Consider the following 16746-nt stretch of genomic DNA (forward strand, 5'->3'; position numbering starts at 1 on the left):
CGGACCTTCTGCAGATCCTGGTGAGGGGCTTCTCATTCGCTGTGCGCGAGGGGGGACTTGAACCCCCACGACCTTGCGGCCACTGGCACCTGAAGCCAGCGCGTCTACCAATTCCGCCACTCGCGCGAACAAGAGACGACTCTAGCATCGGAGGAGGCGAAACTTAAAACCGAGAATGCCGAATCGGCTCAAACGTGTCCACCTTCACATTTTCGCTCCGCACAGCCGCCCACACTCGTTCACCTGCGCGAACCGCGCACATCCCGCACAGCCCCCCGCCGCACCCGCACACTCCCCCTCCGCTTCACGCGCGCCGGCCCCGCACAGCCACCCGCCCGCACCGTCTGCATTCCCTCGAACTTCCCTGGACGCGCGCAGGGAATCCCGGCACAGCTTCGCCCCGCGAACTCGCGTAACGTGAGTTGAGAGCTTCACCGCGTTAGGATTGGGTGTTGATGTGCCCAGAGTGCACGTGATCACGACCACCTGGTCAGAGCACTCAAAGACGCTTGGCGAAGAGTTCGTCCGGCAACGGCAACACCTGATGAGGAGGTGCCATGGGGTTACTCGATCGCTTCGAGAAGGGGCTGGAGAACGTCGTCAACGGCGCCTTCGCCAAGGCTTTCCGATCCCAGGTCGAACCCGTCGAACTCGCCGGAGCACTGCGCCGTGAGGCCGACAACAAGGCCGCCGTGGTCTCCCGCGGTCGCACTCTGACGGCCAACCACTACGTCATCGAGCTCTCGCAGACCGACCATGACCGGCTCTCCGGCCTCGAGTCCGAGCTGCGCTCCGATCTGCGCCAGATCGTCGGCGACCACGCCGTCGAACAGGCCTACAGCTTCGTCGGTCCCGTCTCCGTCGAATTCGCTCTCGCCGACGACCTCGACACGGGCATGTACCGCGTCGTGTCCTCGACCCAACGTCCCGACGGATCTCCTGCCGCCCAGCCTGCCAACCGCGGCGGCTACGACCCGATCTCGCGGGCGAATCCGATCGTCGGCGAATCCCCGAACTCCGGTTCCCGCCCCGTGACCCCGCGCCGCACTCCCGAACCCGCGCGTTCGGCCCCGGCTACGCCACCGCGGGCGAACCCCGCCGCGCGCCCCGCCCCGGCACCCGCACCCGCTCGCACCATCGAAGCCAGCGTGACCATCGACGGTCGCACGCAGATGCTGCGACAGGGCACGAACACCTTCGGCCGTTCCTCGTCGAGCTCCGACTTCGTCATCGACGATCCCGGCGTCTCACGCCGTCACTTCGAGATCGTCGTCGAGGGCGACCGCGCCGTGGCCAATGACCTCGGATCGACGAACGGCACACTGTTGCACGGACGCAAACTGACATCAGCGACCCTCTCCGACGGCGACATCCTCCTCGCCGGCGAGGCCGAGGTCCACTACAACGAGCGGGACGCCCAGTGAGCGAATTCACCGTCACCGTCTTCCGGTTGGCATTCTTCATCATCCTCTGGCTCTTCGTCCTCGGAGTCGCCGGAGTCCTCCGGCGCGACATCTTCGGCCCCCGGAAGACCCGTGCCGGAAGGAAATCCCGCCGAGGCGGCTCCAAGTCCGCCCCGCCGGCACCGTCCCGTCCGGCTCCCGCACCGCGTCCGGCGGCGGCCCCGGTCACCCACGCCCATCCGGGCACCATCCGCATCACCGACGGCCCCTTGGCCGGGCAGACGCTCATGCTCTCGGGAGCACCTGTGACCTTCGGTCGAGCCCCCGACAATACGATCATCATCAATGACGACTTCGCCTCCAGCCATCATGCTCGGATCTCCGCGAAGAACGGCGCATGGATGCTCGAAGACCTCGGATCGACCAACGGCACCATCGTCGACGGCTCACGCATGACCGGACCCATCCAACTGGCCATCGGCACCCGGATCACCATCGGACATACGACCCTGGAGACCCAATCGTGACGACCGGCGGTACCATCACTCTCCGTTCGGCAGCCCGGTCTCACACCGGGCTGGTGCGTAAGAACAACCAGGACTCCGGCTACGCGGGACCCAATTTCCTGCTCATCGCCGACGGAATGGGCGGTCACGCAGGCGGAGACGTCGCCTCGGCGATCACCGTCTCCCGCCTGGCCGAGCTCGACCACGAGCCCGGAGGCGAGGACGCCCTCGAAATCCTGCGCACCTCGATCCTCGAAGCCAACGACCGCATCTGCCGCGGCGTCGGCGAACAGCCCGAACTCGCCGGAATGGGCACCACCGTCACCGCCCTCCTGCGTGCTCCCGGCAACCGCTTCGCTCTCGCCCATATCGGCGACTCCCGCGGCTATGTGCTGCGCGACGACAAGCTCCAGCCGATCACCCACGACCACACCTTCGTACAGATGCTCGTCGACGAAGGCCGGATCACCCCCGAGGAGGCCGAGACCCACCCGCAGCGCTCGGTCGTGATGAAGGTCCTCGGCGACGTCGGGGCCTCCCCCGACCTCGACCTGTCCCTGCGCGAGGCCCAGGTCGGTGACCGTTGGATGCTGTGCTCGGACGGTCTGACCGGATTCGCCGACATCGACGACATCACCCGCGTGCTCAAAGAGGTCGCCGACCCCGACGAGGCCTGCCGTCAGCTCATCGACCTGGCCCTGGCCGGCGGCGGAGCCGACAACGTCACCGTCGTCGTCGGCGATGTCCTCGAAGGCGAGGTCGAGACCACCGAAGGCGTGTCCGTCGGCTCCGTCCACCTCAACCCCCGCTACGCCGCGATCGGTGCGAACCCCGACGCCGAGGCGGCCGTTGACACCGAAGCCCACGAAACCTTCGCCGACAACGACGCATCCGCCGACACGGCACCGATCCAGACCGTAGACGGCGAGGACGTCGAAGCTCGGGACGGCACTACTCAGCAGCTGCGGACCAACACCGCTGCAGACGAGGAGGCCGACCTCGACGAAGAGGTCGAGAAAAGGTCCTACCTCGGGTGGATCATCACCGCCATCGTGATCGTCGCGCTGGCCGTCGGCGGATTCTTCGCCTATAACTACGTCAGCCACCAGTACTACGTCGCCAACGACGACGGCAAGGTCTCCCTCTACCGCGGCCTCGACACGACGCTCGGGCCCATCGAACTCAGCCGCCTCGTCGACACCACGGACATCGAGGTCGGCAGCCTCAACAGCTACTCCCAGGACCGCCTCCGCGGATCTATTCCCGCCGGCTCACGCGATGAGGCCGATCGCATCATCGACAATCTCCGCAAGGAATCCGATCGCTCCTCCGGCATGTCCGGCGACGTGCAGGACTCGACGAGTCCGAGCGACCCGGCGCCATCACCTCCGGATTCGAAGTCCGCGGACCCCAGTGACGCCATCACCCGGGAGTCGCAGTGATGAACCAGGCTCCCTCGCAGACCGCGCGCCCCAGAACCTACCGTCTGGCGGAGCTCGGTCTCCTGATCCTGGCTATCGCCGTCGCCACCAGCGCCTATGCTCTGGTCGGCCTCGGCGTCGAAGACACCATCCCGGCCAATGTCTACGGCTATGCCGCATGGCTGGCGGCTCTCGGCGTCATCCTCCACATCATCGTGTGGATCAAGGCGAAGTACGCCGATCCCGTGCTCGTGCCGATCGCGGTGCTGCTCAACGGACTCGGCCTGGCCATGATCTACCGTGTCGACCTCGGCCGCGACGAATACCTCGGTTCGGCGATGACCCAGCTGGTGTGGATGAGCCTCGGCGTGGGTCTGGCCATCGTCGTGATCTTCGTCGTCCGCGACCACCGCTGGCTGCGCCGCTACACCTATGTCTCGGGCTTCGCCGCTCTGGTCTTCCTTCTGCTTCCGCTCATCCCGGGCATCGGCAAGACCATCAACGGCGCCCGTATCTGGATCGGCGTCGGTCCGCTGTCGTTCCAGCCCGGTGAGATCGCGAAGATCCTGCTGGCCATCTTCTTCGCCGGCTACCTCGTCACCTACAAGGACCAGCTCGTCGCCGCCGGCCCGAAGATCCTCGGCATCCGCTTCCCCCGTCTGCGCGACTTCGGCCCCATCGTCGTCGCCTGGGTCGCCAGCGTCGGCGTCCTCGTCTTCGAACGTGACCTCGGCACCTCGCTGCTCTTCTTCGGTCTCTTCGTCGCCATGCTCTACGTGGCCACCTCGAAGGTCTCATGGATCATCCTCGGCCTCGGATTCTTCTCCGCCGGCGCGGTTGCCGCCACATTCCTCTTCTCCCATGTGGGCCAGCGTGTGTCCGGTTGGCTCAATGCGCTGACCGCCGAGGAGTACAACAAGTCTCCCGGTGGCTCCTACCAGCTCGTGCAGGGTCTGTTCGGCATGTCCAACGGCGGACTCATCGGCACCGGCTTCGGCGAGGGCCGACCGAATATGGTCCCCTACGCCGAATCCGACTTCATCTACGCCAGCTTCGGTGAGGAGATCGGCCTGGCCGGACTCTTCGTCATCCTGCTCTGCTACCTCTTCATCTTCCAGCGCGGAATCCGCACCGCTCAGCAGCTGCGCGACGGCTTCGGAACCCTGCTGGCAACGGGCCTGTCGTTCACGATCGCCCTGCAGGTCTTCGTCGTCGTCGGCGGCGTCACGCGCCTCATCCCGCTGACGGGTCTGACCACGCCGTTCCTCGCCCAAGGCGGATCCTCGCTCATCGCGAACTGGATGATCATCGCCCTGCTGCTGCGGATCTCGGACAACGCCAGGCGCCCCGTGGAGGAGTTCCACACCGGCGTGCTCACCATCACCGAGGATCCCGAGCCCGTTCCCGCGGGCGCCCCCGCCGCGGAGGTGGACTCAGCGGACGCGGAAGGAGCCGTTCCCGCACAGGGCACGGCCGCCTCGGCGCGCACCGTCGACGAGGATGCTCCCACGACGAATCTGCCGCCGGCCGATTCCCGTGAGTTCGACGGCGAAGCCCCGACGACGAACCTGCCGCCCGCGGATGACCGCGCACTCAAGCGCGGCGGGACATCCAACGACACCGATCCCACCGACCAACGACCCACCGGAGGTGAACGATGAAGAAGCCATTGACGCATATCGCCGTCGTCGGATTCGTCATGTTCGCGCTCCTGTTCGGGTCGACGAGTTGGGTGCAGTACGTGACCGCGGATTCGCTGAACAACAATCCGCTGAACAACCGACGGATCCTCGACCAGCTGGCCCGTGATCGCGGTCCGATCCTCGTCGACGGCACCCCGATCGCGTACTCGGAGCCTGTCGACGACAAGTACAAGTACCAGCGCAAATACGGCTCTGAGAACCTCGATCCGCGCGCCTACGCCTCGCTGACCGGCTACTACTCCGTCGTGTCCGGAGCCTCGGGCATGGAGCGCGCCGCCGGCGACTACCTCTCCGGCGATTCCGACGCCCTGTTCTACGACAAGGTCGGCAGCTTCTTCACCGGTGAGCAGCCACGCGGCGCAGCGGTCGAGCTGACCATCGACCCGAAGGTGCAGCAGGCCGCATGGGACGGGCTGGGCAACCAGAACGGTGCGGCCGTGGCCCTCGACCCGAAGACCGGGAAGATCCTGGCCATGGCCTCGACCCCGGGCTGGGACCCCAACGCCCTGGCCAGCCACGACTCGACCGAAGCCAGCGAGGCCTACAAGAACCTCGAAGCTGCCGACGGCAAGCCCGCCTACAACCGCGCGATCGGCGGCAACCTGTACCCGCCCGGATCGACATTCAAGGTCCTCGTTGCAGCGGCCGCTCTGGAATCAGGTGACTACGATCCCGATTCGCAGCTCAACGGACCGGCAACGCTCGATCTTCCGCAGACGACGGCGACGATCGGCAACTCGCATCCCGGTGCGTGCCGCAACGGCGGCAAGCCGACCCTGGCCGATTCGCTCGCCGAATCCTGCAACACCTCGTTCGCCTCCCTCGGGATGGACCTCGGAGAGGACGCGATCGCGAAGCAGGCCGAGAAGTTCGGCTTCGGCGAGGATCTCGAGATCCCTCTTAATGTCACCCCGTCCTCATTCCCGTCCGACCTCAATCCGCCGCAGCTGGCTCAGTCCTCGCTCGGTCAGTACGAGGTCCGGTCGACTCCGCTGCAGATGGCGATGATGACTGCGGGAATCGCCAACGGCGGAAAGATGATGAAGCCTCAGCTCGTCGACAGGGTGCTCAATGCGAACACCCTCGAACCGATCTCCGAGACCCGTCCGAGTCAGATGTCGCGCGCCGTGTCCGGAGATACGGCCGACAAGCTCACCGAGATGATGACCGGTGTCGTCGACGACGGCACCGCCTCGGTGGCGAAGATGGGCGACACGAAGGTCGCAGCGAAGACCGGCACCGCCCAGCACGCCACGGGCGCGGCGCCCCATGCCTGGTTCATCTCCTTCGCCCCGGCCGATGACCCTCAGGTCGCGGTCGCGGTCGTGGTCGAGAACGGCGGAAACGCGGGCAATGAAGCTTATGGTGCGACGGTCGCAGGACCGATCGCGAAGAACATGATGGAAGCGGTGGTCGAGAAATGAGACCCGTCGAAGGCACCCTGTTGGGCGACCGTTACAAACTCACCTCCCGCATCGCCGTCGGCGGCATGGGTGAGGTCTGGAAGGGTGTGGATTCCGTACTCGGCCGTGAGGTCGCCGCGAAGATCCTCAAGGACGAATACCTCTCCGAATCGACCTTCCTCGCCCGGTTCCGTGCCGAGGCCCAGAACATGGGTCGTGTCTCCGACCCGGGAATCGCCGGTGTCTACGACTACGGCGACGAGCAGGGTTCGCCCTACCTCGTCATGGAATACGTGCCCGGTGAAGCACTGTCGGCGATCATCGAACGCAGCGCGCCCCTGTCCGAGACCGATACGCTCTCGATCGTCACCCAGGCCGCTCAGGCCCTCGGCGCCGCGCACAAGGTGGGTGTGATCCACCGTGACATCAAGCCCGGCAATATCCTCATGACGCCGGACTTCCGAGTCAAGATCACCGACTTCGGCATCGCCCGAGTCACCGACCAGGCCCCGCTGACGAAGACCGGGCAGGTCATGGGCACCGCCCAGTACCTCGCTCCCGAGCAGGCCACCGGCAAGGGATCGGGACCCGGATCCGATCTCTACGCCCTGGGCATCATCGCCTATGAGGCCCTGGCCGGTCAGCGTCCCTTCACCGGGGACTCGCAGGTGGCCATCGCCATCGCCCAGGTCAATCAGCAACACCCGCCGCTGCCGGACACGGTCTCCGAACCGCTGCGCCGCTTCGTCGACTGCCTGCTGGAGAAGAAGCCCGAACGTCGTCCCTCGGATGCCTTCAAGGTCGCCAAGGCCGCCGAGGCGCTCTCCGCCGGTGACATCGCCGGAGCCGAGGAGCTCGTGCCGCAGATGCGTCACGGTGCCGCCGCGTCCGAAGCGCTCACCCAGGTCTTCAACAATCCGGAGCCGGCAGCCACGACGAAGACCCTGCCCGTCACCTCGTCGAACGACGCCACTCAGGTGTACCCGAACGGTGCCGCAGCCGGAATCGCCGGCGCGGGTGCCGCAGGAGCGGGTGCAGCCGCCGCAAACACGGGACAGATCGACCCCAACGATCCGCAGAACCAGGATCTGGAGAAGGACAAGCAGTCGAACAAGGGCCGCATCCTCATCTGGATCCTCGCGATCATCGCCCTCATCGCCGTCGGCTCCCTGCTGTGGTTCTTCCTCGGCGGAGGCAATGCCGAACCCGAACCGGAACCGTCCACCTCGGCTCCCACCTCGGAGGCGGCGAAGACGATCGAGATCGATAAGAACGATTACATCGGACTCACGGAATCCTCGGCGACGCAGAACCTCGAGAACAAGGGACTCGAGGTCGAAACCACCGATATCAACTCGGATCGGGCAGCCGGCACCGTCGCGGACGTCGGCGAAGGCGACAACGGATACACCTTCGAAGAAGGCGACACCGTGACTCTCTACATCTCTGCCGGACCCGCCGAACAGCCCGAGGAACCGGCCTCTGACTCCGGATCCGATTCGGGGCTGGGCAATGACTCCGAGTCGAGCTCGGACTCCGGTTCCTCGTCCGATTCGCAGGACCAGGGTTCGGACTCCGGATCCGACTCGGCGAACAGCGACACCGGTTCGGACTCCTCGAGTTCGTCGAACTCCTCTTCGAATTCCTCGTCGGACTCCGGGAGCTCGAGCGAATCGGATTCCTCGAGTTCGTCGGACAGCTCAAGCAGCTCGGACTCGTCGAGTTCCGGAGATTCGGCTTCGTCCGATAGCAACGGCGGCTCGAACCCGAACAGCGGCAATGACGGGGCAGGCGACAATCCGGGCGGGCTGAGCAGCTCGGATGCCCTCGGCGACCCGATCGGAAACCCCGGCGATGAATAGACATTGAGCGATACTGACCAGCGATTACGAGAAGCGAAGAGTTTGAGATACTGAAACTCGACCCGGTTCAGGTGAGAATGAACCGTGAGACCGGGTGAGACAAGCGGAGGACATACATGAGTGAACCCAAGGTGCTGTCGGGGCGTTACGAAGTTCGTGCGCTCCTCGGCCGTGGGGGCATGGCAGAAGTGCATGAGGGCGTCGACAACCGTCTCGGACGTCGCGTGGCCATCAAACTTCTGCGTTCCGATCTCGCCCGTGATCCGTCGTTCCACACCCGGCTCAAGCGCGAGGCCCAGTCCGCTGCCGGTCTCAATCATCCCGGAATCGTCTCCGTCTACGATTCGGGAGAAGAGGAATTCGTCGAATCCGGCGGCTCGTCCGTGTCCGTGCCGTTCATCGTCATGGAATACGTCGAGGGTCAGACCCTGCGCGAAGTCCTCAACGAGCACGGCACACTCACCGTCGACGAGGCCCTCAATGTCATCGCCGGGGTGCTGGCTCCACTCGAGTACTCCCACCGCAACGGCATCGTCCACCGCGACATCAAGCCTGCGAACGTCATGCTCACCCCGAGGGCGACATCAAAGTCATGGACTTCGGGATCGCCCGAGCGCTCAAGGACAATTCGGGTCTGACGCAGACCCAGTCGGTGGTCGGCACCGCCCAGTACCTCTCCCCCGAGCAGGCTCGCGGCGAGGTCGTCGATGCCCGCTCCGACCTGTACTCGACCGCCTGCCTCCTCTATGAGCTGCTGGCCGGCCGTCCCCCATTCGTCGGCGACTCCCAGCTGGCCGTGGCCTACCAGCACGTCGGGGAGACCCCGCAGCCGCCGAGCTTCTTTAACCCGAACATCCCACCGGCCGTCGACCGGCTCCTGCTGCACGCTCTGCTCAAGGATCGCGACTCCCGCTATCAGGACGCCTACACCTTCCGTGAGGACGTACTCGCCGCCCGCGACGGCCGCCCCATGAGCTTCGAGGACGACGTCGACGCCACGCAGGCGTATCCGATGATGGCCCCGCCGATGACCGCTCCGATGGCTCATGCCAACGAGGCCGAGGCCGCTCCCGAGACCGGGCCGGTCTCGACGATCATGACCAACCAGGAGGAGCGGCCGCCGCAGAAGCGGTCGCGCGCCTGGGTCTGGATCGGCAGCATCTTCGTCCTCCTCGCCCTGGCCGCCGTGGCCCTGTGGGTGTACGAGATCAACAAACCCCCCGAGGTCATTCAGGTCCAGGTCACGGATGTGGCCGATATGGACGCCGACGAGGCAGAGGCAGCCCTCATCCAACAGGGACTGCGCGTCGACCGCGACGAGAAGTACAGCGCCGAGGTCGACGAGGGCAAGGCGATCGAGACCGATCCTCCCGGCGGTCAGCGGGTGGAGAAGGACAGCGTGGTCAAGCTGATCATCTCGTCGGGCCCCGAGTCCGTGAAGGTCCCCGATGTCTCCGGCAAGACCGAGGAGGAGGCGCGGCAGGTCATCAACGACGCGAAGCTGCAGGCCGGCACCCATATCTCGCAGAATTCCCCGGATGTGGAGAAGGGCGTCGTCATCGAGACCAAGCCCGGTACCGGTCAGGAAGTCGACGTCGATTCGAATGTCGACCTCGTCGTCTCCTCGGGCATGGTCGAGGTCCCCGATGTCACCGGTCAGACCGCCGAGGAGGCCTGCCAGACCCTCGAGGGCGATGAGTACCAGCTCACCTGCAAGACCGAAGAGGTCGAGACCGCCGACCACGCCGAAAAGAAGGTCTTCGAACAGTCCGCGACCGGCGGCAGCGAGGTCAAGCAGGGCTCGGAGGTCACCGTGAAGGTGGCCAAGAAGCCGCCGGAGCCCTCGCCTTCGATTCCCTCGGTCCCCGGCGGCATTCCGACCGTTCCCGGCGACGACAACGGCGGAGATGACGGCGGCGGAGATGACGAAGACAAAGACAAGGACAAGGATTCGATGGGCGGAGGGCTCTTCGACAACTGGTCCGAAGTCATCGGCAACTGAAGCTCTCGGTCCTCGCAGCGCACAGCGGCCGGGTCAGTCATCGACTGGCCCGGCCGCTGTCTCTCACTCCAGGGTGAGGAACAGGTCGGTGCGCATATCGGCGGGATCCGCCTCGGGGCTTGGTTCGGTGACATAGAGCTCGATGAACGGCAGTCCCGGACCATGCCCGGCCGCCATCGCGTCCTTGACCAGCTGCGCCCAGGCTTCCCCGAGCCCGTCATATCCGCCGAGGTGGCTGCGCACGGCCATGGAACCGCCGGGAAGCTCCGCCGGGATGACGATACGACCGCCGGCGATCGGCTGTGCATTCGTCAGGCCCGCCGAGGTGGAGATCCCCACCTGCAGATCCACCGTTTCGCTCGGCTGCCGGGTGTAGAGGGCGAAGGCCGGTCCTGCGGGTTCGATTCCCGCCTCGGAGAGCACGGGGAAGAGCCCGTTGAACGTGGAATCGAAGAGTTCCGGCAGGTCCGACATGGGCACTTCGCGGCCTTCGACGACCGCCGCCGGAGTGGCCGGGACCTCGATGACGGTGAGTTCGGTGAACGGTTCTTCGCGCAGATAGGTCGGTTCTGACATCGTCGCTGTCTCCTGTTCGTCGCTCGTGCACGACCACTGTGTGCGTGCACGGATCCCGGCGCGGATTCGGATCGACTGTGCACAGGGATCACTGTGGTTACGATCATAACGATCGGCCGCCTCGGCGAGAACCCTGCGATCAGGGATCGGCGGGATTTCTCAGGCGATCGCGGTCGCCAACGGCGACATACCCGCCGCGGCCTGGGCGGCACCCTCGAGGCCGCACACCTCGAGCCAATTGCCGAGCATGAGGTATCCGCATTCGGTGAGCACGGATTCGGGGTGGAACTGGACGCCGAACAGGGGCTGCTCGCGATGTTCGATGGCCATGACGATGCCGTCGTCGGTGCGGGCGGTGACCGTGAACTTCTCGAGGTCGAGGGTCTCGTCGACGATCGCCAGCGAGTGGTAGCGGGTGACCGTCAGCGGGCTCGGGCAGCCGAAGAAGATGCCTTCACCGTCGTGTGTGATGGTCGAGGTCTTGCCGTGCATGAGCACGGGCGAGTGGGTCACCTCGGCGCCGAACACCTCGCCGAGGGCCTGATGGCCCAGGCAGACGCCGAACACGGGCATGCCGGATGTCTCCGCCCAGGACAGCAGGGGCGGGCAGACCCCGGATTCGGCGGGCACGCCGGGACCCGGGGACAGGAGAACGCCGTCATAGCTGCCGACCTTCCCCGCGATCTCTGTCGCCGGGATGTCGTCGTTGCGGACGACATCGACGTCTGCGCCGAGCTCACGCAGATAGGACACGAGCGTATAGACGAAGCTGTCGTAGTTGTCGATGACGAGGATTGAGGTCATTGTTGTCCGGTCTCCGTCACGGTGGCGTTGTTGAAGGGCATGTACGGGGCGATCACGGGGAAGACGTACTGCATGAGCAGAAACACGACCGCCGCGATGAGGATGAGGGCGAAGATGAGTTTGACGACCCAGTTGCCCGGGAGGATCCGCCAGATGAATGCGTACATATCAGGCACCGCCGTTCTTGCTGACCTTGTCGTAGGCCTTCGAGTCCTTGATATTGTCCGGTGCTCCGTCGGTGGCCGGCGTCCAGTCCGTGAGTTCGGCATAGGCGACGTAGCGTTCCCTGGCGGAGAACATCGGGTTGCATGCCGTCATCGTCAGGATCCGGTCCTTGCCCTTGAACTCGGGTGCGTCCGGCACGGGTGAGAGCACTTCGACGGCATCGGGGAGGATGATGTCGAAGTTGCGGAAGGTGTAGGTGTAGAAGCCGTCCTTCGTCTGGACGATGATCTCGTCGCCAGGGCGCAGGTTCGCGATCTGGTTGAGCGGCTTGCCGTAGGTCACGCGGTGGCCGGCGATGGAGAAGTTGCCGACCTCGCCGGGCATCGCCGAGTTCGGATAGCGGCCCACGCCCATCCGGTTGAGCACGGGTTCGAGGTCGACGCCCTCGGCGACGGTGCGGTAGTAGTCGTCGCCGAAGCGCGGGATGTAGAAGATGCCGAAGGCCTCGTTCTTGCCCGCGGGTTCGGCGACCACGGGTTCGTCCGGATCGTCGGGCAGTTCGTTCGGGTCCTGGTTCGCCCAGTCCTGAGTGAGTTCGTCGGCGAGCACTTCGTTGTCGCGGTTGGCCTGGATGTCCGTCCACCACAGCTGCCAGACGACGAAGAGGATGAGGACGAGGCCGGCCGTGATGCACAGTTCGCCGAAAGTGCGCACGGTCCCGCGGATCGGGCCGAGCGGTTCCTTCTCCACAGGCTGACGTCCGCGCTGGCGTCGGGTCTGGCGACGGCTCTGAGGCTGATCCTCGCCGAGGTGGCCGTGCGTGGCTTGTCCGTGTGCAGTCTGTCCGCCCTGCTGGGGTGCGCCCGCGTATGCGTTGCCGGCCGCGTATCCGGTGCCGGCCGCGGCTGGGGCCTGCTGTGCCGTTGCCGGAGCGTTCTGTGGAACCGCGGGCATGGCTTGAGTGGCCTGGCCACGCTGCTGGCCAGCTGCGGACTGTGGGGGTTGGTGGGGTTGTTGAGGCTGCTGGGGCTGCTGATAGACGGGCGGGGCGTCGGAGTAGACCGCAGTCGGTTCTCCCTGGGCCGCGGCGGCTTCGGCTTCCCTGCGCCGCATCTCGCGTCGGCTGGGCAACGGCTGATCGCCGGAACCGCCGGCAGCGTGACCGTGGCGCTGGTCGCCGGAGTCAGATGGAGCCTGCCGTCTCTGAGCAGGACGGATAGTGGGTCGCGAGGGCGGATTCACGCCCGGTTCGTTACCCGAGGAGGAACTATTCACCACTTCTGCTCCGTGACTGTCACTGCATTGTCTGGGGGCCGTCGAAGAAGACAGGCGGGGACACCCTTATGCACTTTATCCTATGAGAATCAACGTTCGGAGCGCGCTCGGGGCGCTTTCAGGGTAGTCGGAGTTTTTCACTGTGACCCCCGCCCCGAGTAGACTGGTCTGCGATCGTCCCCAACCATTCATTCGGCGACCCCACGACGGTCGACCGACAAAGGAGTACTTGTGGCCAAGTCCAAAGGACGCCCCCAGCGCACTTCTCGCACTTCGTCGGCGGCCAAGGCGAAGCAGGCCGAATCCGCTGAAGCTGTCGAGACGGCCGAGGTCGAGGAACTCGAGACCGAATCGCTCGACACCGATGTCGCCGAGGCTGCCGACACCGACGTCGCCGACGTTACGGACGACGATTCGGATGCGACCGAGGCTGCTGCAGACGATCTGAAGGGCGATTCCGCGGACGAGGACGCCGGCGACGAGGCCTCCGACAAGACGTCCGAGAAAGACTCACAGGCCACGGCTGCCGCGAAGAAGTCCAAGGACGCGAAGTCGTCGAAGTCGACCAAGAAGTCCGACTCGACCAAGGACGCGAAGTCGTCGAAGTCCTCGAAGGCTTCCGATTCCAAGGCATCGTCTTCCAAGACATCCGGCTCGAAGGGCACGGCCGCCAAGCGCACCTCCCGTTCGGGCAATCCTGCTAAGCGGCCGCAGGGACGCAAGACCGCGAGCTACACCTCGACCTCGGGGCAACAGACGATCAAGCCGAACCCGAGCTGGTTCCTGCCGGTCCTCATCGGACTGCTGCTCGTCGGCCTCATCTGGCTCGTCACCTTCTACATCACTCAGGGTGCTTTCCCCGTCGAAGCGTGGGGCAACTGGAACATCCTCATCGGCTTCGCCTTCTTCGTGGCGGGTCTGATCATGTCCACACGCTGGCGGTAGCCGGTCCCGGCCGCAATCGCTTCGATTGTCTGGTCGATCCGCGGTGATTCTCACGCTCAGAACACCGCGGATCGACCAGACATTCTGCATTCACCAGGACTTTCGCGCACCCCGCCAGCCGCTGCCCCGTATCAACAATCCACAAGCGCCGAGTTATACCCAAGCCGGGTGCGTCACTTGTGGAAAACTTATTATGGCTCTCTGACCAGGCTAAACACACACGTGTAAGTTATCCACGTTGTGGATAGAGCTTGTGGACAGAGAATTTTCCACCGAAGAGTGCACACAGATCGGCTTTTGTCTGGTAAAAGCCTGACAGCGCCGAGGATGCACCCCGCAACGGCCGATCCGTCAGAGTCCGAGGCCGGAGCCGGGTTCAGAGTCCGAGGCCGGCCATCTTCCACGCCCCGCAGACCGCAATCAGCACCACCAGACCGACCGAGGTCACCGTGAACACCAGCGTCCGCGATCGCTGCGGACCCAGCAGCCCAGCACAGCCGAGCACGAAGCCGGTGATCAGACCGCCGAGGTGGGACTCCCAGGACACCCCCGCGACGAGGAATCCGTAGCCGAAGTTGAGCGCGACGAATACGAGAACCCCGGTGATGTTCCGGTCGAGGCGGCGTGTCGGGGCCAAGAGGACGCCGACGATCGCGAACACCGCACCCGAAGCGCCGATGTGGTTCGTCACCCAGTCAACGTCGAAGGGGTCTGCCAGCAGGAGCACCATGGCCGAACCACCGGCGGTGCCGACGACGTATACGGCCAGGAACTTCCAGTGCCCCAGGGCTCTCTCGACGAAGGATCCGAAGAAGAACAGCCCGATCATGTTCGCCAGCAGGTGGAACGGTGACGGCTCCTCATGGACGAGGGCGACCGAGAGCACCCGCCACGGCTGTTCGAGGGTGAGTGCGGGAACGAAGCTCAGCCTCCGCAGCAGGTCGAGGCCGGGAATGAGCTCCGCGAGGAAGGCCACGATGGTGACGATGAGGAGCGTGCGGGTGATCAGCGGCGGGGATGCAGAGAGGGCCCGGCCGGTTTCCCGTGCCGAGCCCTCCTCAGGTGTGTCCATCACACCATGGTACTCAGTGTCCTCTGCGGACGGTGACTCACTTCGCAGTGATGTCGACCTTCTCCATGACGACCGGCTCGACCGGCTTGTCCATCGCAGCGGTGCGCACACCCTCGATCTCATCGACGACCCGCTGCGAGGCTTCATCGGCAACCTCGCCGAAGATGGTGTGCTTGCCGTTGAGCCACGGGGTCTCGGCGGTGGTGATGAAGAACTGCGAGCCGTTGGTGCCGCGTCCCATCTGCTTGCCGGCATTGGCCATGGCCAGCAGGTATTTGCGGTCGAACTGCAGTTCGGGGTGGATCTCATCGTCGAAGGTGTAGCCGGGTCCGCCGGTGCCGGTGCCCAGCGGGCAGCCGCCCTGGATCATGAAGTTCGAGATGATGCGGTGGAAGCCGAGTCCGTCGAAGAAGGGACGCTTGGTCGGCTCGCCGGTCGAGGGATCGGTGAACTCACGCTCGCCCTGGGCCAGTTCGACGAAGTTGGCCACGGTCTTCGGAGCATGGTTGCCGAAGAGGTTGATGGTGATGTCACCGTGGTTGGTGTGCAGGACTGCGGTATGCGTAGAAGCTGTAGTCATGACTTCATTCTTCCACGCCGAGGCGGCGAATGCAGTTTCGCACCAGGTCCATTGCCCAACCTGTCAGGCGATCCGCAGACAATTCGATGACATCCGCTGTCCACAGGTTTGCCCCTAGGCCGTAGACTAGTCAATGATCAACTTGACCTCCGACATCTAAGGATTGGGAACAGTTTATGTCGAATAAGCCCACTCGAGATCAGCTCACCTCGAAGCTCGATTCCGCGAAGCAGACGTCACTCCGAGTCCTGGCAGATGCCAGCGAGAACGCAGCCCCGAAGCTGCGTGAGGCCGCAGACAAGGCGCGCCCGCAGGTCGAGGCACTGGCCGGAAAGGCCGAAGAGTTTGCTGAGAAGGCTCGTCCGCAGGTCGAAGCCCTGGCCGACAAGGCCAATGGTCAGGTCCACTCCTGGGCCGACAAGCTCGAGTCCTACCGCCCCGAAGCGACCGAACGCGCAGGCAAGTTCGCATCGAACGCCGCATCGTCGCTGTCCGCGGTCGAGACCCCGAAGCTCATCGATGACCTCGCTGTCCGCCTCACCGGTGATAAGAAGGCCATGAAGAAGGCCCGCAAGGCCCTCGCCAATGCCGGCAAGCGCATCGAGAAGGACACCGCTCGCAAGTCCGGTGGCGGAAAGGCCGCACTCGTGTGGACCCTCGTCATCGGATCGGCCGCCGGAATCGGCTACTACGTGTGGAAGAAGGCCCAGCCGGTCGAGGATCCCTGGTCGACCCCGCTGCCGAACAACCGTCCCGCCGACGCCCGTCCGGTCGGTTCGACCCCGGCTTCGCGCCAGGCCGCACCCACCGAGGTCTCGCAGACCGCTGTGCCGTCGACCAAGGCCGATGCCGCCGACGAGGTCCCCGCTCCGAAGCCGGCCGTCAAGCCCGCCGAGAGCAACGACGCCAAGCACTGAGTCACTGCACTCCGTCACCGAGGCGGCCCACCTCATGGTGGGCCGCCTCGGTGCTTCTGTACGTATTGTTCCCTTCTTACTACCTGACGGCGGCCCAGCAACCTCGCGCCAG

14 protein-coding genes, 1 tRNA gene and 1 pseudogene are annotated in these 16746 nt (G+C 65.1%); 9 read left to right on the forward strand and 7 right to left on the reverse strand.

What is annotated here, in order from left to right; all coding sequences use genetic code 11:
- Nucleotides 1–42 precede the first annotated feature (42 nt).
- Nucleotides 43–126, reverse strand: a tRNA-Leu gene (locus AC2W7L_RS08165).
- 431 nt (nucleotides 127–557) lie between these two features.
- Between AC2W7L_RS08165 and AC2W7L_RS08170 the strand changes: the two genes are divergently transcribed.
- The 7 genes and pseudogenes from AC2W7L_RS08170 (at nucleotide 558) to pknB (ending at nucleotide 10300) form a co-directional block, all read left to right on the forward strand.
- Nucleotides 558–1424, forward strand: coding sequence for a DUF3662 and FHA domain-containing protein (locus tag AC2W7L_RS08170; protein WP_369863825.1), 867 nt, complete (start codon nucleotides 558–560; stop codon nucleotides 1422–1424).
- Nucleotides 1421–1930, forward strand: a complete 510-nt coding sequence (locus AC2W7L_RS08175; RefSeq protein WP_486004050.1) for an FHA domain-containing protein FhaB/FipA — start codon at nucleotides 1421–1423, stop codon at nucleotides 1928–1930. The genes AC2W7L_RS08170 and AC2W7L_RS08175 overlap by 4 nt, the downstream gene beginning before the upstream one ends.
- 53 nt (nucleotides 1931–1983) lie before the next feature.
- Nucleotides 1984–3351, forward strand: a complete 1368-nt coding sequence (locus AC2W7L_RS08180; RefSeq protein WP_486004051.1) for a PP2C family protein-serine/threonine phosphatase — start codon at nucleotides 1984–1986, stop codon at nucleotides 3349–3351.
- Nucleotides 3351–4991, forward strand: coding sequence for an FtsW/RodA/SpoVE family cell cycle protein (locus AC2W7L_RS08185; RefSeq protein WP_486004052.1), 1641 nt, complete (start codon nucleotides 3351–3353; stop codon nucleotides 4989–4991). Before AC2W7L_RS08180 ends, AC2W7L_RS08185 begins: the two co-directional genes overlap by 1 nt.
- Nucleotides 4988–6457 (forward strand): peptidoglycan D,D-transpeptidase FtsI family protein, encoded by a 1470-nt coding sequence (locus AC2W7L_RS08190; RefSeq protein ID WP_370035145.1) that lies wholly within the window; start codon nucleotides 4988–4990, stop codon nucleotides 6455–6457. Before AC2W7L_RS08185 ends, AC2W7L_RS08190 begins: the two co-directional genes overlap by 4 nt.
- Nucleotides 6454–8298 (forward strand): protein kinase domain-containing protein, encoded by a 1845-nt coding sequence (locus AC2W7L_RS08195; RefSeq protein WP_486004053.1) that lies wholly within the window; start codon nucleotides 6454–6456, stop codon nucleotides 8296–8298. Before AC2W7L_RS08190 ends, AC2W7L_RS08195 begins: the two co-directional genes overlap by 4 nt.
- Nucleotides 8299–8414: 116 nt before the next feature.
- A pseudogene (pknB, locus tag AC2W7L_RS08200) lies at nucleotides 8415–10300 on the forward strand (Stk1 family PASTA domain-containing Ser/Thr kinase).
- A 63-nt stretch (nucleotides 10301–10363) separates the two neighbouring features.
- Here the strand turns inward: pknB and AC2W7L_RS08205 are convergent.
- The 4 genes from AC2W7L_RS08205 to AC2W7L_RS08220 form a co-directional block, all read right to left on the reverse strand.
- Nucleotides 10364–10876, reverse strand: a complete 513-nt coding sequence (locus tag AC2W7L_RS08205; protein WP_167200536.1) for a GyrI-like domain-containing protein — start codon at nucleotides 10874–10876, stop codon at nucleotides 10364–10366.
- A gap of 159 nt (nucleotides 10877–11035) precedes the next feature.
- Nucleotides 11036–11680 (reverse strand): anthranilate synthase component II, encoded by a 645-nt coding sequence (locus AC2W7L_RS08210; RefSeq protein ID WP_486004054.1) that lies wholly within the window; start codon nucleotides 11678–11680, stop codon nucleotides 11036–11038.
- The gene (locus AC2W7L_RS08215) at nucleotides 11677–11847 is read right to left on the reverse strand and encodes a hypothetical protein (RefSeq protein ID WP_167193066.1); all 171 of its coding nucleotides are present in this window, start codon (nucleotides 11845–11847) and stop codon (nucleotides 11677–11679) included. Before AC2W7L_RS08215 ends, AC2W7L_RS08210 begins: the two co-directional genes overlap by 4 nt.
- A gap of 1 nt (nucleotide 11848) precedes the next feature.
- Nucleotides 11849–12799: a class E sortase gene (locus AC2W7L_RS08220; RefSeq protein ID WP_486004055.1), complete on the reverse strand. Its 951-nt coding sequence runs from the start codon at nucleotides 12797–12799 to the stop codon at nucleotides 11849–11851.
- Between the two features lie 552 nt (nucleotides 12800–13351).
- On the opposite strand from AC2W7L_RS08220, the gene AC2W7L_RS08225 reads away from it, so the two are divergent.
- Entirely contained in the window at nucleotides 13352–14065 is a 714-nt protein-coding gene (locus AC2W7L_RS08225) for a cell division protein CrgA (RefSeq protein ID WP_486004056.1), read from the forward strand.
- A 376-nt stretch (nucleotides 14066–14441) separates the two neighbouring features.
- Here AC2W7L_RS08225 and AC2W7L_RS08230 read toward each other — a convergent pair whose 3' ends face one another.
- Together AC2W7L_RS08230 and AC2W7L_RS08235 are read right to left on the reverse strand one after the other, a co-directional pair.
- Nucleotides 14442–15137, reverse strand: a complete 696-nt coding sequence (locus tag AC2W7L_RS08230) for a rhomboid family intramembrane serine protease (RefSeq protein ID WP_486004057.1) — start codon at nucleotides 15135–15137, stop codon at nucleotides 14442–14444.
- Between the two features lie 37 nt (nucleotides 15138–15174).
- Nucleotides 15175–15717: a peptidylprolyl isomerase gene (locus tag AC2W7L_RS08235; protein ID WP_486004058.1), complete on the reverse strand. Its 543-nt coding sequence runs from the start codon at nucleotides 15715–15717 to the stop codon at nucleotides 15175–15177.
- Between the two features lie 176 nt (nucleotides 15718–15893).
- On the opposite strand from AC2W7L_RS08235, the gene AC2W7L_RS08240 reads away from it, so the two are divergent.
- The gene (locus tag AC2W7L_RS08240; protein ID WP_486004059.1) at nucleotides 15894–16634 is read left to right on the forward strand and encodes a hypothetical protein; all 741 of its coding nucleotides are present in this window, start codon (nucleotides 15894–15896) and stop codon (nucleotides 16632–16634) included.
- Nucleotides 16635–16746 lie beyond the last annotated feature (112 nt).

The organism is Brevibacterium sp. LAARM3_SD1 (assembly GCF_057364765.1).

What these genes read in the sequence shown, in the direction of transcription:
- AC2W7L_RS08170 (WP_369863825.1), top strand. Translation starts at nt 558, where the DNA reads ATGGGGTTACTCGATCGCTTCGAGAAGGGGCTGGAGAACGTCGTCAAC.
- AC2W7L_RS08185 (WP_486004052.1), top strand. Translation starts at nt 3,351, where the DNA reads ATGAACCAGGCTCCCTCGCAGACCGCGCGCCCCAGAACCTACCGTCTG.
- AC2W7L_RS08190 (WP_370035145.1), top strand. Translation starts at nt 4,988, where the DNA reads ATGAAGAAGCCATTGACGCATATCGCCGTCGTCGGATTCGTCATGTTC.
- AC2W7L_RS08195 (WP_486004053.1), top strand. Translation starts at nt 6,454, where the DNA reads ATGAGACCCGTCGAAGGCACCCTGTTGGGCGACCGTTACAAACTCACC.
- AC2W7L_RS08205 (WP_167200536.1), bottom strand. Translation starts at nt 10,876, where the DNA reads ATGTCAGAACCGACCTATCTGCGCGAAGAACCGTTCACCGAACTCACC.
- AC2W7L_RS08210 (WP_486004054.1), bottom strand. Translation starts at nt 11,680, where the DNA reads ATGACCTCAATCCTCGTCATCGACAACTACGACAGCTTCGTCTATACG.
- AC2W7L_RS08215 (WP_167193066.1), bottom strand. Translation starts at nt 11,847, where the DNA reads ATGTACGCATTCATCTGGCGGATCCTCCCGGGCAACTGGGTCGTCAAA.
- AC2W7L_RS08220 (WP_486004055.1), bottom strand. Translation starts at nt 12,799, where the DNA reads ATGCCCGCGGTTCCACAGAACGCTCCGGCAACGGCACAGCAGGCCCCA.
- AC2W7L_RS08230 (WP_486004057.1), bottom strand. Translation starts at nt 15,137, where the DNA reads ATGGACACACCTGAGGAGGGCTCGGCACGGGAAACCGGCCGGGCCCTC.
- AC2W7L_RS08235 (WP_486004058.1), bottom strand. Translation starts at nt 15,717, where the DNA reads ATGACTACAGCTTCTACGCATACCGCAGTCCTGCACACCAACCACGGT.
- AC2W7L_RS08240 (WP_486004059.1), top strand. Translation starts at nt 15,894, where the DNA reads ATGTCGAATAAGCCCACTCGAGATCAGCTCACCTCGAAGCTCGATTCC.